The sequence below is a fragment of the Chryseobacterium wanjuense genome, from assembly GCF_900111495.1.
GTDB classification, from domain to species: Bacteria; Bacteroidota; Bacteroidia; order Flavobacteriales; family Weeksellaceae; genus Chryseobacterium; species Chryseobacterium wanjuense.
Genome location: NZ_FOIU01000001.1, coordinates 1,668,623 through 1,684,280, shown reverse-complemented (window position 1 = coordinate 1,684,280; position 15,658 = coordinate 1,668,623). Strand labels below are relative to the sequence as shown.

Annotated in this window: 15 protein-coding genes; 8 read left to right on the top strand and 7 right to left on the bottom strand. The window is 36.7% G+C overall.

Translation table 11 applies throughout. From position 1 onward, the window contains the following. Nucleotides 1–178 precede the first annotated feature (178 nt). Together BMX24_RS07735 and BMX24_RS07730 are read left to right on the top strand one after the other, a co-directional pair. On the top strand, nt 179–514 hold the full coding sequence (locus tag BMX24_RS07735) for a hypothetical protein (RefSeq protein WP_089791457.1): 336 nt from the start codon (nt 179–181) through the stop codon (nt 512–514). 124 nt (nt 515–638) lie between these two features. After that, nucleotides 639–1,805: a cytochrome-c peroxidase gene (locus BMX24_RS07730; RefSeq protein ID WP_089791456.1), complete on the top strand. Its 1,167-nt coding sequence runs from the start codon at nt 639–641 to the stop codon at nt 1,803–1,805. A gap of 109 nt (nt 1,806–1,914) precedes the next feature. On the opposite strand, the gene BMX24_RS07725 is transcribed toward BMX24_RS07730, so the two are convergent. Genes BMX24_RS07725 through BMX24_RS07710 form a run of 4 tightly spaced genes read right to left on the bottom strand, consistent with a single transcriptional unit; the run spans nt 1,915 to nt 7,501 of the window. Continuing rightward, nucleotides 1,915–3,465, bottom strand: coding sequence for a peroxidase, FMP-type (locus BMX24_RS07725; RefSeq protein WP_228404725.1), 1,551 nt, complete (start codon nt 3,463–3,465; stop codon nt 1,915–1,917). 39 nt (nt 3,466–3,504) lie between these two features. After that, on the bottom strand, nt 3,505–4,989 hold the full coding sequence (locus BMX24_RS07720; RefSeq protein ID WP_089791455.1) for a ferritin-like domain-containing protein: 1,485 nt from the start codon (nt 4,987–4,989) through the stop codon (nt 3,505–3,507). Then, entirely contained in the window at nt 4,986–7,061 is a 2,076-nt protein-coding gene (locus tag BMX24_RS07715) for a GMC oxidoreductase (protein ID WP_089791454.1), read from the bottom strand. The genes BMX24_RS07720 and BMX24_RS07715 overlap by 4 nt, the downstream gene beginning before the upstream one ends. Further along, complete coding sequence (locus BMX24_RS07710) at nt 7,058–7,501, bottom strand: sugar dehydrogenase complex small subunit (RefSeq protein ID WP_089791453.1); 444 nt, start codon at nt 7,499–7,501, stop codon at nt 7,058–7,060. Before BMX24_RS07710 ends, BMX24_RS07715 begins: the two co-directional genes overlap by 4 nt. A gap of 350 nt (nt 7,502–7,851) precedes the next feature. Between BMX24_RS07710 and BMX24_RS07705 the strand changes: the two genes are divergently transcribed. From BMX24_RS07705 to BMX24_RS07690, 4 genes are all read left to right on the top strand, one after another. Beyond that, entirely contained in the window at nt 7,852–8,448 is a 597-nt protein-coding gene (locus tag BMX24_RS07705; protein WP_228404723.1) for a Crp/Fnr family transcriptional regulator, read from the top strand. Nucleotides 8,449–8,522: 74 nt separating this feature from the next. Continuing rightward, nucleotides 8,523–9,110, top strand: a complete 588-nt coding sequence (locus BMX24_RS07700; RefSeq protein ID WP_089791452.1) for an NAD(P)H-dependent oxidoreductase — start codon at nt 8,523–8,525, stop codon at nt 9,108–9,110. 456 nt (nt 9,111–9,566) lie between these two features. Then, nucleotides 9,567–10,280 (top strand): glycohydrolase toxin TNT-related protein, encoded by a 714-nt coding sequence (locus BMX24_RS07695; protein WP_089791451.1) that lies wholly within the window; start codon nt 9,567–9,569, stop codon nt 10,278–10,280. A gap of 10 nt (nt 10,281–10,290) precedes the next feature. Further along, the gene (locus BMX24_RS07690; RefSeq protein ID WP_089791450.1) at nt 10,291–10,710 is read left to right on the top strand and encodes a hypothetical protein; all 420 of its coding nucleotides are present in this window, start codon (nt 10,291–10,293) and stop codon (nt 10,708–10,710) included. 138 nt (nt 10,711–10,848) lie between these two features. On the opposite strand, the gene BMX24_RS07685 is transcribed toward BMX24_RS07690, so the two are convergent. Further along, entirely contained in the window at nt 10,849–11,265 is a 417-nt protein-coding gene (locus BMX24_RS07685) for a hypothetical protein (RefSeq protein ID WP_089791449.1), read from the bottom strand. 560 nt (nt 11,266–11,825) lie between these two features. Here BMX24_RS07685 and BMX24_RS07680 point away from each other — a divergent pair. Further along, nucleotides 11,826–13,409 carry a Na+/H+ antiporter gene (locus BMX24_RS07680; protein WP_089791448.1) on the top strand — a complete coding sequence of 528 codons (1,584 nt, stop codon included), beginning with the start codon at nt 11,826–11,828 and terminating at the stop codon, nt 13,407–13,409. Here BMX24_RS07680 and BMX24_RS07675 read toward each other — a convergent pair. Then, entirely contained in the window at nt 13,395–13,727 is a 333-nt protein-coding gene (locus BMX24_RS07675; protein WP_089791447.1) for a hypothetical protein, read from the bottom strand. The two genes, BMX24_RS07680 and BMX24_RS07675, sit on opposite strands and share 15 nt — an antisense overlap. Before the next feature lie 952 nt (nt 13,728–14,679). Between BMX24_RS07675 and BMX24_RS07670 the strand changes: the two genes are divergently transcribed. Further along, nucleotides 14,680–14,898: a hypothetical protein gene (locus tag BMX24_RS07670; protein ID WP_089791446.1), complete on the top strand. Its 219-nt coding sequence runs from the start codon at nt 14,680–14,682 to the stop codon at nt 14,896–14,898. A 71-nt stretch (nt 14,899–14,969) separates the two neighbouring features. On the opposite strand, the gene BMX24_RS07665 is transcribed toward BMX24_RS07670, so the two are convergent. Beyond that, the gene (locus BMX24_RS07665) at nt 14,970–15,617 is read right to left on the bottom strand and encodes a DUF1349 domain-containing protein (RefSeq protein ID WP_089791445.1); all 648 of its coding nucleotides are present in this window, start codon (nt 15,615–15,617) and stop codon (nt 14,970–14,972) included. Nucleotides 15,618–15,658: the final 41 nt, after the last annotated feature.

Here is a 15,658-nt window from a genome sequence, read left to right as displayed (position 1 = left end):
ATCTACTCAGGGAAATAATACACTTACATATTCTTCATATCATGCCTTTTAATCGGATTGTAGTTTTGCAGCAGTAAAAATACAAACAAATTTATTATGCAAAAACAATCGAGTTTTATCAATGCTTATTCTTTCTTAATCACCGGAGCTATGGCATTGTCGTTATTTTCTTGCCAGAGTGATAACAAGTACGAAAAAAACATTTGAATGGGTAACAGTAGATAAAGGGCAGTATTTGTTTCAAAGCAATCTTTCTATAGTATGGAATACTTTTGAAAGAGATTGGTGGGAATCATTTAAACCTATGAATAATATTAGTGGTGTTAATTTTATGGATAATGCAGTTCCTATGACTTTTGCCAATGAATGGTATTCTTTATATCCTGTAAATAATACTTTATCTAATAATAAATCAATGGGACCATTAACATCTGTAATAATAAGTAATGGTGGTAATAATACATATGTTCAAGGAGACTGGAACAGATCTGAAGCAAATTTTTATGCGCAATAGGTAAAGTAAAGAAATTTATAAAACAATAATACTAAATATCAAATCCGGCATTAAAGTCGGATTTTTATTTTACCCTTAAAGTTTTCCCAAGAATCCATATTTTTGCCAAAACGTCACCCAAACCATGAAGAATGCTTTAAGCTGGATATTCGTTTTATTTTTGGTTGTTTCACTTTTGAATAACTGTTTAAACAATACCGTTCAGAAAGAGATCAGACAAAAAGAGGGCTTTATTGCCAATCTCCGGAAATTGTATTCTTCGGGAGATTCTTCATCATGGCCGAAACCTATTCTGGATCCCGAAACAAGGGAAACTTTCTCTGAAATCGGACATTTACCCGAAACGGAATTTCCTAAAGATAACCTGTATTCCGAAGACAAAGCACTGCTGGGGAAAGTACTGTTTTTTGATCCGCGTCTTTCAAAATCCAATCAGATTGCCTGTGCATCCTGTCACGATCCGGAGCTGGGATGGTGCGACAACAGGACTTTTTCTTTCGGACACGACAGGCAGCTGGGTTCCAGAAATGCGATGACCATTCTGAATGTGGCCTATGCACGGTCTTTATTCTGGGACGGCCGAGCCGGATCTCTGGAAGAACAGTCGCAGATACCGATTCAGGATGAAAGGGAAATGGGCGAACATATCGATATGGCCGCCGGGAAAATCGCTAGAATAAAAGGCTACGAAATCTTATTCGAAAAAGCATTTGGAGATAAAACCGTAACGAAAGACAGGATTTCAAAGGCTATTGCGACTTTTGAAAGAACGGTTAAAAGTTCTTCCAGTAAGTTTGACCAGTTTATTGATGGTAAATCAGATGTTTATACAAATGACGAGGTGATGGGACTGCATCTTTTCAGAACCAAAGCACAGTGCATGAACTGCCACAATTCCGGGTATTTTTCCAATCAAAAATTTGAAAATGTAGGAACATCGTTATTAGGTGAGAAAGGTGAAGATCTGGGAATGTTTTTAGTAACGAAAAATCCTGCAGATGCCGGAAAATTCCGTGTCCCGAGTTTAAGGGAAGTGGCAAAAACAGGACCTTGGATGCATAATGGTTCTATGCTGACATTAGCTGATGTGATACAGTTTTACAGCAAAGGAAACCCAGAACATGGACAAAAACGCTCGACCGTGCATCAGGGAATTGCATTAGCTTCCGAGAAATCCGGAATGGTAAGAATGCTGGAACTCACAGACGAAGAAATTTCTCAATTAGAAGCATTTCTTAGAACATTATCTTCAAAAACAGAAAGGATTACTCCGCCCGAATTGCCCAAATAACTATTTTTTAGGGTAATAAAATAAAACCTCCAAAAATTAATTCAGAGGTTTTATATTAAAAATTAAATTCTGCTTTATTGATCTTTACATTAAAAGAATTTATTTACTATTATTCTTTATGATAAGGGCATCCGGAAGGTGGATTAACAATATCAGTAATTGAAGCAGGCGTTGTCATACTCATAGCAGAAGGAGCGTTGAAGAATTGTTCTTCGATTATTTTTCTCTGATCTGCGGGAATATCCTCAATTTTACGAAGTGTATTTACCTGAATATGAGGCCAGCTTGTGGTTCCGCCGTCATTTCCGAAATCAAATTCGAAAAATATAATCTGCTCGTATTGTAACTGAAGAATTTCTTTTCCATCTTCGATCACGGTTTCAATCCATAGACGGAAGTCGACTTCAACGGTAGGAACAAAACGATTCACGAAAGGAACATTTAAAATTCCGCCCTGTGCGCCGGTTTTCATTTTTGATGACATCTGAATAAGAACGTAGTTGGCTACATTTTGTCCGCTCAATGTGTCTCTTAATCTCATATCCGGTCGTACGGAATAAGGATACAAATCATCTGCAAGTATTCTTTGCGTATAGATTTTATTGGAACCGGGATCATTTTGATCAGTCAATGTTTCATGAACCCAAGCCGGAGCTGGCTGATCAAGGTTAATAGGATTTGTCACACTTGCTCCTGCACCTCCCATTGTCGGCGAAATGGAAAGATGATTCGGCTGCCACGTTGCATCACCATATGGGAATTGTGGGGCTCCATTAATTAAGTAATTAGAACCGCTAGGTGCAATATCTCCCAGTAAAGTAACGGTGCTTCCATGAGGAATTACACCGCTTCTTGAGATCGAGTAGTCAGGAATAAAATAAGGTCCTGTAATGCCATCCATGGGCTTTATTTCCTGTGCAGGAATGATTTCATAATATTGCTGTCCCTCTTTTAATTCGCTTAGAAGGATGTATGAAGAATTACCATGTTCATCTTTTACCTCAACCAATGGTTGGTCTCTGTATTCTCCTTTGTAGCCGTAGTTTTGATAGTCTTCTTCAGAAAAGGCATGAATTCCGCGGTCTCTTTTGATGGTTTCTTCAGTTGCCGCATAATTGTAAACATCACTTAGCCACAGATACATTCCGTTTTCCTCATGAATACCCATGTATTGTAAATCCTGCTGTCCTTCTACTTTATTTACACTTTTAATGGTTTGTTCATATTTCACAGCCCCGCAAAACAATTCACTTGCACCACCACGATTACGGACACCACCGGGAACGATTTCGAATGTTAATTTCTCAATATATTCCTCACTGTCAAAGCTGAATTTACCGGGAATGGTACCGGGATTTGTCCCTGGAGAAGGCATAATGGTCGTGTGTATTCCACTTCCTAGTGAGTGTCTGTCGATATTTTTATTGTAATTGGCATTGTAGCTTACCCATGTTCCGTTGAGGGCGGCCAGAATACCGTAATCTACATTATTGGCTATTTCCTGTAAATTTTCTTCTCTAAAAGGCCTTACAGGATCATCAATCAGAAGTTTTGAGTAGCCATCCATCAATTGTGCCAAATAACCTTTCTTTTCTTCAGGTGAAGCTTTTAATAATCTGGCATTAAGATCTTGAATGATTTCTTTTTTTCTTTTTAGCATGGTATTAGTTTTTTTATGGTAATTTTTTTAAAATAAAAATTAAGTAGTAGGATATTCAAAAGTCGGTCCCGCGTTTTGAGATGAATTCAGAGGCTGGCTCATCAATCCGATTGCCTGTTCTTTCAGTGCATACATGTACATGATCGATTTTTCCAGTTCTTTGGCATTGCCTTCCACTGCAGCCTGAATGGCATCCAACAGGTTTTTATAAGTTTGGTTAAATGCTTTTCCCTGCGCATACAATTGCGGATTCGACTGATAATCCGCCATTTTCGGATTCGGCTTCATCGGATAGGCTGCGTTCCAGTCTACGGGTAATGGTTTTCCTGTCGGCGGCGTTGTTACGGGCATCATTCCGTTTTCATCCATGAAAGGTTCATAATTTCCTCCCACATAAAAATGTTCATGAAAAACTTCCTTAAATCTGAAATAATGCGCCAATTCCGCACCTTCTTCAAACTGAGAAGGGTCTACATCAAAAATAGAATCATCTGCGCCTTCACCCTGACCTTTTATTTCCTGGAAAACAGCGATAACACCTGATAAATCCTCAACAAAATGTAATTTTCCTCCGCTTCCGTAATATTGTTCCGGACGGATTTGTTTTGCGAGATCTCCTGTGAAAATTCCGCCTGTATTTAATTCTTCGAATGTCTGAGGTAATTTCCCGTTTGCTTTGTAATAAGCAATAATTTGGAAAACAACAATATAAAAGAATAAAACATCGTAATATTCACCGATGGTCTGCACGTTTTTCATCATAAAATCTTTCATATTTTCAAGTGTCCAGAAATTGTTTTCCTGAACCGCACTTTTGGAAAGCAATGCCGAAGTTTCAACCTGATGATCGTATTTTGGAGCTTTTACCAAAGGATTACTTGGACTTTCGATGGCAATAAATGTTGCAATACTGTTGCTGGAGAATGTTTCCAAACCGACGAAGAAATCAACATTCATGGGTAATTTCATCGGATAAGTAGGATAGTTCTGCGGTCTGTTGACAGACGGCTGAATGCTCACTGCATTCATCACATTGCAAACCATGATCATGTGAAGCATTTCTTCCACGGCTACACTTCGGATAATCTGAGATGCTAAAATATTCGTCCCGTCTTTTATGGAATATAAAGCGGTAAGATACGGCGGGATCGTGGAATGTTCAATCAAAATTGCCGTTTGCAAAAGATCCTGTAGGATCGGACGGTAATCCATTTCAACCAAGCCTTGTTTTACTGCAGAAGCTTTTGTTTTTGAAAGTTTTGCTGTAGGTTTTAATTCAGAAATTTCTCCACCGAATTGGGATTGTAAGTATTGATTAAATTCTTCAATCTGATTGTTTAATAATAAGCTGGTGAGTGTTTTGCTGTGATGTTTAAGTCCTTCAATCCAGTCTTCCTTACTGATTGTTGAATCAAATAATAAAGACTGTAATGATATTGCCTCTGCAACGATGGTGTTTTTAGCGAAAGAGCTTTTTAATAAGGTATCTTGTGGTTCTATTTTACGGATAAGTTTTTGTCTCATTTCTTTTTTGTTTTAAAATTGTTTTCCAGGTCGCTCAGAATAGATTCTACCGAACGGATCGTAACTGCTGATAAGGTAAGAGTAGGGTTTGAAGTTCCCAAAGTTGTCATGCTTCCTGCTCCGACGATGTATAGATTCGGGTGATCCCACGATTTGCAATAGCTGTTCGTAACAGAATCTTCCGGAGTAGAACCCATTCTGTGAGTTCCCACGATATGACCGGCTCCGTTGTAGGAATATCGTACATTGTTGTAGATGAAAGTATTGTTGTCTGTCGCATTGTATTTTGTGAAATCTTCAACACCAAGTCTTGCAAACATCTGGTCTGAAGCCAGTTTTGCCTGTTCCATGGCTCTCATTTCGTAATCCGTCAGTTCATAATTAATGACTGGACGCGGAATTCCCAGAACATCCAGATATTCGTTATTAATGGTAACCCTGTTATTCGGATTGGGTAATTGTTCAATTTCAAAGTGAAATAAAACCTGTCTCGAAAGTCTGTCTGCTAAAGCTTCTTTCAGCTCGGCGCCGAAATATCCCTGTCCCAAAAATTCTGAAATATCCGATCCCGGTGAAAATGCAGGCCAGCTCCATCCCCAATTGTCAAGAGGAGAGATCCATGCAGAAAATTCACTTCTGAAATTCCCATCGCGGAAAGACGAAATATTGGTGGTAGAGCCAGGTCCTCTGTAAGGATAAACAGGTTCCGGAAACAATCCCCAAGTTAGCATAACCATATGATCCATCAGGTTTCTTCCTACCTGATCGCTTCTGTTGGCTACCGTTTTTTCAACTTTTTGTCCGTTTTCAATGACGGTATATTTAGAATTCAACAAAATTTTAGGATTCTCAAAAGCGTTGGCTGCAAGAATGACGATGGTGTCTGAAGTGTCAATAACTTCCTCAATAAAATCTGTTTTCTCTTTGGAAATATATCTTCTCAAATGAACCTTTGAAATTCTGTCTTTATCCGCCTGATCTACACTTAGCCTGTACACAACACTCTGCGCCTGAACCTGAATGTGCGGGTTTCTTTGCAGATTGTCGTTTTTATTAACTTTATATAAAGCTTTTTTAAGTGTTTTTAAAGCATTGTATTTCGCCTGAACAGGGCAGATCGGGACACACGAAGCATTTCCTTCGCAGCGTTCTCCCATATAAGGATTCCAGACAGAGCCTAATGCTTTGTATTCCTCGTTTTCAATATTATTTAATGATAATGTATATCCTGAATCTGAACTCTCTGCTTTAATGATTTTTGAAGTTCCATAAGCAGGATTCGGAGTAGAATTTCTTCCCTGTGGAGAAGGAACCATTGTCAAGGGAATATTTTCGAAATTTAACTGAACACTGGTTCCCGCAAGTCCGTCGATAATCCTTTGATCCATATAGCTCTGAGGAATTTCTTCCATTGGGAAAACATAATCTTTACCGTAATAGTCTTCCATGCTTTCGGAAATAGGATATTCCTGTTTTGAAACATTTCCTGAAACTCCGATTTCAAACTCGGCCATTTCATAATAGGGTTTTAGAATATCATAATCCAGAGGCCAGTCCATTGCTCTTCCGTATTTTTCCTTTAATCTAAAATCATTCGGAAGCATTCTCGGCGTAGTTCCCAGCCAGTGAAGGGTAGTACCACCTCCGATACGGATCGCATCACTTGCAAACGGCATCGGACCAAACTGTACCAGATAGCCCTTTTTATCCGGAAATGGCGGCGTGATAGGCTCCATATCCAAAACATCCGGTGAAGGTGCCTGTTTTAGGTTGGGATAAGGTGAGTTCGGTACTTTGGCTTCCTGCATATAAAAAGTACGGATGTACTCGTTGTAGGTCGTCATAGAAGAGACGGAATCCAGTTCGAGTCCGGCTTCCAATCCCGCTTCATACATTAAAACTGATAATTCTTTGTACGTTTTTATTTCGTCAATTTCCGCGCGGTGAATCATTTTACCTTTCTGGGTGTCGAAAACATGGTCTGTCAGTAGTTTTGCAATCAATGATCCGGCGATTCCCGTTCCTACGATGATGACATCTTTTTTTTGCTGTGGTTTGTCTTGCTGAATCATATGTTGCTGTTTACAGGTTTAACGCCCCAAGATTTGTAGCCCGGCTGTTTTGCTCCCGGCGGGTGAGAATGCATCACGTTCCAGACAAGGCCTTCTTTGTAAGACAGATCGTTTACATAAGCGCCTTCCCAGGTTCCCAGATACCAAAGTGTAATGATGCTGTTGGCGATATCTTCAGTACTTGCATTGGCAAATATTTCCGCGGCAATAGCGTTGTTCAGCTGATCCTGAGTGTAAGAGTTTTCAAGGATGTTTTTAGAAATATTCAGGAATTCTGTGAAGGTAGCAGCTTCTATCTGACCTAGAATATGCTTGTAATAAATCTCGGCTAATCCGGTGGATTGTAGCTCGTTCACGGAAAATCCCGTGAGAGATTCTGAGATAGACATGAACACGTCGAAATAATAATCGTCGACGTTGAGGATTTTGTTAATAATCATATCGTTTAAAGTTTTGATGGTTTTTTAGTTTTTTTAATGATAATTAAATCATTTTACGTCTTGAGACGCAGCTCATTTATCATACTTATCAATTTTTTTGTTGTTCAAAAATAATGAGATGTTCCTGTTTTAATTTCAGTAGTAATACTTAATTATTTAATTCAATCTTATTTAAAATGAGTTTAGATAAGGGGGTATCCATAGCTTTTTAGCATTCTAAAATTACATAATTTTCACATAGTTGGGAAAAATAATTAATAATTTTCCGCTTTTTAGTTTTAGTCTAAATAAAATTTTACAAAATAAAATGGATTTTACTATTGTGGAAGCTGCAATTTTGAATTATCTTTATGGAAATGCAACCAGAAATAGAAATATATTTAGAATCTATCAAGGCGTTCTGCCCTGCGATCACTTCTGATGAGCTTTTAGAGTTTTCTGAAAAAGTTTCAGTGCAGGAGATGAGCAAGAAAGATTTTTTCCTGGAAGCGGGCAAAGTTCAGAAAACAATTGGTTTCATTTCAAAAGGGCTGGTTCGCTCTTTCTTTATCGACCGCAACGGGGATGAGATCACGGTCGGTTTTTATCCTGAAGGGGAATATGCCACCCATTATCCTGCATTTGTCGTTCAACAGCCCAGTAAATACTACATCCAATGCCTGGAACCAACAACATTTGTAAATCTTACCTATGAAGATATGCAGTGGCGGTATAAAGAATCCGTAATTTTCGAAAGATACGGAAGGTTTGTAGCAGAAGCCGTTCTACATCAGCAGCAGGCTCGTATTGAAAGTTTTATATTCCAGACTGCGGAAGAGCGGTATCTTGATTTTATTAAAAGATATCCTACTTTATTCAACCGTATTTCACTCTCACACCTCTGCAGCTTTTTAGGAATTGAAAGGCAGACACTTACCAGAATCCGTCAGAAAATAGCTCACAGATAGCTTTTGACACATTTGTGTCAGGTGTTCCTTTTCTTTCCTGTGCAACTTTGCAGTATAAAATAAAACGTACTGCAATGAAAAAGAAGATTTTACTTATACTCGGACATCCATCGAAAAATTCATTTTGTAATGCCTTGCTTGATGCTTATAAAAAAGGAGCGGAAAGGGCAGGTGCAGAATGTAAAATCATTTATATATCAGATTTACAATTCAATGTCAATCTTTCAGACGGCTATAGAAATGCAGAAGCCATGGCTCTTGAGGAAGACCTTGTGAATTCCCAAAAGCTTATCCAATGGGCAAATCATGTGGTGATGGCTTTTCCGAACTGGTGGGGCTTCATGCCTGCTGTGACAAAAGGCTTTATCGACAGGATTTTTCTTCCTGATTTCGCATTCAAGCATCATTCCGGAAAGATCTTCCCTGAAAAATTATTAAAAGGAAAAAGCATGCGCCTTCTGGTAACGATGGATACCCCAAAATGGTGGTTTTACCTGATCTACAGGGCTTCACAATATCAGATTTTAAAGAAAATCGTATTCGGCTATGTCGGTTTTGATCCTATTAAGTTTTCCACCTTCGGTTTTATGAGAAAATCTACAGAAAAGCAACGAAAAAAATGGCTTCAAAAAGTGATGGATCTGGGAAGACAATTTAAATAAACCATTACCGTATTTAGCAAAGAAATTGAAAAAAAGAAACAAATAAACATTTATAATGATGGGTGCAATTTATTTTTTAATTTATTTATAATAAATTCACTAATAATTGAAAAAAAAAATTTAAATTTAACACTAGAAGATTCGACTTCAACTTGTACCGTTTATCCAAAGTGAAATTTCACTTGATCATTCTTTTATTGTAAAAGCAGACCTGCTGTTTTTTGATCTGTAAACGGTTATGAAAGTACTTTTCAAAAACAATCAGAACAAAATAGCAACATTATACAACCATCTTCAACAAAAAGTTGAATGATTCGGTTTTTTTGAACAAAGAAGAGTTTTGATGAAATAGAATTAATTAGTTAAGATCCGTTAGTTGACAGCCTTAAAATCACCGATTTCAAGGCTGTCTTTTAATTTGGGCTGAGCAGAAAAATAAACTTTAAAAAATTATACATGAAAAACCTATTTAAGTACTTTTTATTTTTAAACATTACCTTATTCTCAATGGCCTGCAGCTCGGATCGGGATATATTTCCGGATGAAACGCCGAGTGAAGTGACCACGGTATTTTACAAAAATGCCAACGAACTTGCAGCTACTTATGATCCGTCGGGCGCTGTAAATCAGACGATGAGAGATCAGATCTACGATTTATACAAGCAGGGAAAATGGAGTGAACTGGAAACTTTGTTTAAAAATAATAATTTAAATGGAGGATGGCCGCCTGCAAGCGGCGGGTTCAATATTATTGATGATGTTGCATTTACAGCCGGACAGAAATACGACCGATACAGTAATGCTGTCGGCAGTTACAGTGGGACCGGAGTTCCTACTTTAGGAGGAAGCTTTACGAGCCCGATCATCAATGGTTATGTGTATACTTTCGGGCAGAGAGCCTTAAATCAGCCGGAAAATTCTTACGATTTTTATTATGAAATAGAAGTATTGAATAATTTATTAAATTTCAAAGGTCAAACTGCGGATGTGATTCCTTGGTTTAATCAGGTGGGTCGCGGGAAACAGACGATGTGGAAAATCCCGATCGATCCTGCTACAGGTTACCAGAAAACATGGAATAAGCTGGCGCAGGAAGGATACATTAAAGTAACGATTAAGAAAAGTCCGAGCGGACATTATCCGGGTTCAGTGGGTACTGTTATCCAATAAATAAAATTAAATGCATTCAATTTCAAAAAAAATAAAAATTTTACAACAGGCTGTTGTTGAAAAAAGCAGTTTTATCAATGAAGAGATCGGAAGATCTGCTCAGATTAGATTTAGTTGCTGCAATTGCGGTCAGGAAAATGTTGTGAAAATCACACCCTACGAATCCGGTTTCCCGGTTTTCCAGCTGTACAATAATGATCTTGTTTTATCTAAAAATGAATTATTAAGCCATAAAATGATTACCGAAACTCAGAAAAATGTACTGCATTTTGGGGAATTAACGGTCAATAATTTGCCAACCCTTTATTTTGGAGCTCATTGTATTTCCTGTGATGCAAAATATATTGGTGTATTCAGTTATGGAGAAAAACAGCCCGGATTAACTGTGCTTACGGTTTCAGGAGTTTGGCATTATGAGGAGGTGATTTAAAATTTAATTTAATAAGAATTTAATATAGGTTTCGGCTTCAAATCGAAGATTTGAAGCCGAAATTTTTTTAACTAGCTTTATCTAAAAAGAAAAACCACAACTTTAACTTGTGGTTTTCTGACTAACAATATATTATAATTAAGATTCGGTGCTTATTAATCCATAATTCATTGCAGCGGGCTCTTTGCCGAATAAACATGAAAATATATTTTGAAATTCGTGGATATATTTACATTTTATTGAATTTCCGTAAATTTTTAATCCATCAACAAGTTTTCTGGAATCAAGGTCGATGTCATACTTAATGAACGGCTCAGGTCTTTCGTATCGTATGCGCTGATCGGAGCTGTAAGTTCTCGAAAAACCAAATTTTTCCAGCCATTCTGCTGTGATTTGAATCGGCTTTATTGATCTTGCCGGAACCGAAAAACTATGAACATCATTCTCAATTTTTACAAAATAATCTTTTTCATTGTTTTGGAATATCTCAGTGATTGTAAAAATCTGATTTCTGTATTCCACTAAATTTTTAATTTTCAGATCTGCAACGTTCATAATATTCTGTGTGTTAGGGTTATTAAATAAAGTGAAAAGTGTGTGCCTGGTATTATAAACTGTTGCAAATACTATGCCTTGCACGGTGAAAAATATTTTAAACTAATGTTAATTTTAGCATAAAATTTTAGCCAAAACCCGTAATGTAGCGGATAAAACATGGATTGGCGTAATTTAAACACTTTTCAAATAGGTTAAAAATGTGGTATTTGTGTGGTACTTTAATGGCTGGTAGATCATGCTCTTAATCCAGTTTATGTGACATATTTTTGGTTTTAAGGCAATTTAACATTAGAAAAGCGCAGGTTTTGGCATTGGAAATTATGGAAACCTTTAAGTTTTTTATTTATTTTTGTTTAAAACTTAAAACCATTCTCCTTATATAATGAAGAATTAATTTCTTATTTCAAAATAAAATATCACATACCAATAACTTCAACTAAAATTTTCGGTAGCAGACCTCCCTGAAATTAATTGAAAGCTAAATTCACCATATCATGCAGAGAATATTCATTAAAATTTTTAAATTTAATCCTAATTGTAATTAAAATCTTACACAAATGATACAAGATTTTCCATTTTACTTATCGCTTATTGTAGCCATTGTTTTGCTGATCATGCTGGCCAACAAAATAAAGGTTGCTTATCCGGTTTTACTGGTTATTGCAGGATTACTGATCAGTTTTATTCCCAATATTCCGATGATAAGGATAGACCCGGAACTGATCTTTATTATTTTCCTGCCTCCTTTATTATATGAAGCTGCTTGGGCAATTTCATGGAAAGAATTATGGAAATGGCGCAGAATTATAGGAAGTTTTGCATTTGTGGTGGTATTTCTTACGGCGACAACGGTGGCTTTCGTGGCCAATCATTTTATTCCCGGATTTTCACTGGCATTAGGGTTTTTATTGGGAGGAATCGTTTCTCCACCCGATGCGGTGAGTGCAAGTGCCATTTTAAAATTTGTAAAAGTTCCGAAAAGAATGGAATCGATTCTGGAAGGCGAAAGTCTCTTGAATGATGCTTCTTCATTAATTATTTTCCGCTTTGCGATGATTGCTGTCGCTACGGGACAATTCATCTGGCAGGAAGCTATTTTCAGTTTCTCTTGGATGGTTGTCGGTGGAATAGGAGTCGGCGTTCTGGTTGGCTGGCTGTTTATGAAAGGACAGAAAATTCTCCCGACAGATGCGAATATGGACACCATACTTACCATCGTTGCACCGTATGTGATGTACATTGCCGCAGAAGAAGTCCACAGTTCAGGGGTTTTGGCGGTAGTGAGCGGTGGTTTACTGTTATCAAACAACAGACATAATTTTTTGAGCACATCTTCCAGACTTCGCGGTATCAATGTCTGGGAAAGCCTTGCTTTTGTCTTGAACGGACTGGTTTTTATCCTCATTGGGCTGGATCTCCCGGAAATCACTTCCGGACTGGAAGGCGTGAGTATTTCTGCTGCGATCGGCTACGGATTGCTGGTTACTGCTGTTTTGGTGATTGTAAGGATTATCTCGGCCTATGGAGCGGTGATCATTACGTTGGTTGCCAGAAATTATATTCCCGTTGCAGATAAGAGAAGTCCGGGCTTCAAAGCCCCGGTTTTGCTTGGCTGGACGGGGATGAGGGGGGTGGTTTCCTTAGCTGCAGCCTTATCAATTCCTGTAAAATTGTATGAAGGCGGTCCGGATTTTCCGCAACGGAATCTCATTTTGTTCATTACTTTTATTGTGATTCTTACGACGTTGGTGGTTCAGGGGCTTACTTTGCCTTACCTGATCAGAAAAATGCATATGCCTTCCTATAACGACCATCTTCCCGATGATGAAGCAGACGATCTTATCCGTCGCGAAATGGCAAAGCTTACCCTTCAGCATCTTTCTGATAACTATGGGGAAATGTTGGAGAAAAGTCCTTTCCTGCAGCAGATCCATGATAAGTGGAAAGGAAAAATAGATGAGGATTCTGATATAAAAATTTCCCCCGAGATCAAAATGGCTTATCTCGATATTCTGAACCGACAAAGAGCATGGCTCATCGAACAGAATCACGATAAAAACCAACATTTCGATGAAGACCTTATCAGAAAGCACCTCATGCAAATTGATCTGGAGGAAGAAAGGGTTTTATTGATTCATTAGAAAAGTTAAAACTTTTTGTAAGTACTCATCTTCTTTCAATACTTTGTCATACGATTGTCTCGCATACACAGGAGAAAGTTCATAATTTTCCGGTTTCGAATTAATATCTTCATTCTCAATATACTGATTCAAATGATGGGTGTATTCTTTGATGAGTTTATTAATGGTTTTTCTCTTTATTTTGCATAAAGTATTGTTCTTTATTTTTTGTAAAGAATTAAGAATGAAAGATTTATCCCCGTGAAAATTAATAACATTGGTCACATATGATAAGTTGTGCTTGTCCTGCATTACTGAATGCTCATCTTCAAAAATCATGATCGTAAAGGTTTTTAATTGTTCGGAATTGGTAAGAAACACTTAATAATGATAATTTCAGAATCAATTGACGGGTATCGAGAAAGACTTTCTCAAGACCTTGATAAGGCAGTCTTTGGCAGTAGTAAATTGAGTTGACATAATATTATATTTAAGTGGTAGGTGTGTAAAATTTTTAATTAAATAATTCTAGATTATTTAATTTTTTCTACTTCAAATATCTAACCAAAATTTTTAATTTGTTTTAAAAATATTAAATAAATGTAATAAAACGGTATAAAAATGTAATATTTCTTTAAAATCGTCATTATTATTGTGATTTTTGTGGTATGTGCTAATTATTGTTTAATAAATAGTATTTTTTTCTTTGCTTTTTTTGTAGTTATAATTCTACAAGATGTGAATTTATTTCTACAGAAATTATTTGATTTATGATGAAAGTCCACATAAATTTGTCATTGTTTTCCTCTATCTGAATTGAATGTTTCAATAGAAAAGAAAAACACAACGATACATTCTAAAAATACAAATTAAAAAGGCTGGAGCTACCTCCGTTCCCAAAAGAGATTTCAGCCTTTTAATGATCCGTAAAATTTTTACATAAGTATTTTTTTATTACAGTAATCCGTGACAAAAATTGAATGCTACGGATTATTTTAATAAAAATTTCATCAAAAGACTGTTTTGTAGTAAAAATTCTACAGAAAATTAGAATTATTACTACGCAAAATATTATTATTCATAGCATTACATCATTATTTTTGCACATAAGTTTTCATGACAAGTTAAATTTTGCTTAATGATTAATACCTCTCTAATAAGTAAACAGGTATGATCTCTTTTGATTGTGAGATCCTTTTTTACTATAAAGAAGTAATACTTGTCTTGTATTAGAGATCAGAAGTTTTTAAATTTTTGGTCTCTTTTTTGTCATATTAATAAAAAGCACAATATGAGAAAAGAAAATTACAACCATCTGGTGGGGAAAACCCGCCGTGAAATTGTGAAAGAAATAGGATGTCCTTTCAACGGTTTCAATTATTTCAGAAGTATCACCTGGACTTATGAAGTCGGGAAAACCTGGCTCGGCAAAAAAATTATCCTCTCCCTTACTTTTAAAGATGAAAAAGTTTCTGAAATTATGCTATTCAAAAGTTTCGGGAAATATTGAGTGAATAATAAAAAACCTCCCATTGCTGAGAGGTAAATAAAAATTGACTTTATATTGAATCTTAATTCAATCTACTGATTATTTTTAAGCCATTTCAGGCGACGTTCGTCCGGAAGATGTTTGACCTTAAAATTTTCAAAAACAGCACTGAAGCCGTTTCCATCAGGACATGCAGCCATTAAACCGACCATCACAGGAGAGTTATCCTGAAGATGAGCATTTCGCATCATAACATAGTTTTTATCATCAAAAGAATAAAATACTTCAACAGCATCCAGTCTGCGGACGGCTTTTATCCAGACTTCCGAAGGGGTTTTGTCTAAAGTTATCACGCTCCAGTCACTGGTTTTGTGAGTGACAACCGTACTGAGATTGTATTTTCCATCTACAAATTCTATCCCGGCCTTGATGTAATTTTCTTTGTCAATTCTCAGCATTAATCCCATTTGGTCAAATCTGGCCTTATAATTCCCTGATATTTTTACCTTTGCTTCAAATTCTCCTCCATACGTTGTATATAAAAAAGGCGCATCATCAACCGTAAAACCATAATGTGATATCCTCCAGTAATCACTTTGCGGCGTGACAAGCATGGTTAATTTGTTATTTTTAATTTCCCATTTTTCCGGTTCATTGAACCACGACATTTTTTCTAATGTCTGTCCAAAGTTTTTATTAAAAATTAGTAACGCAAAAAGACTTAAAAATATTCTACTCATCGTTTATTTTGATGTACAACTGAATGTAAATTATTATTTTA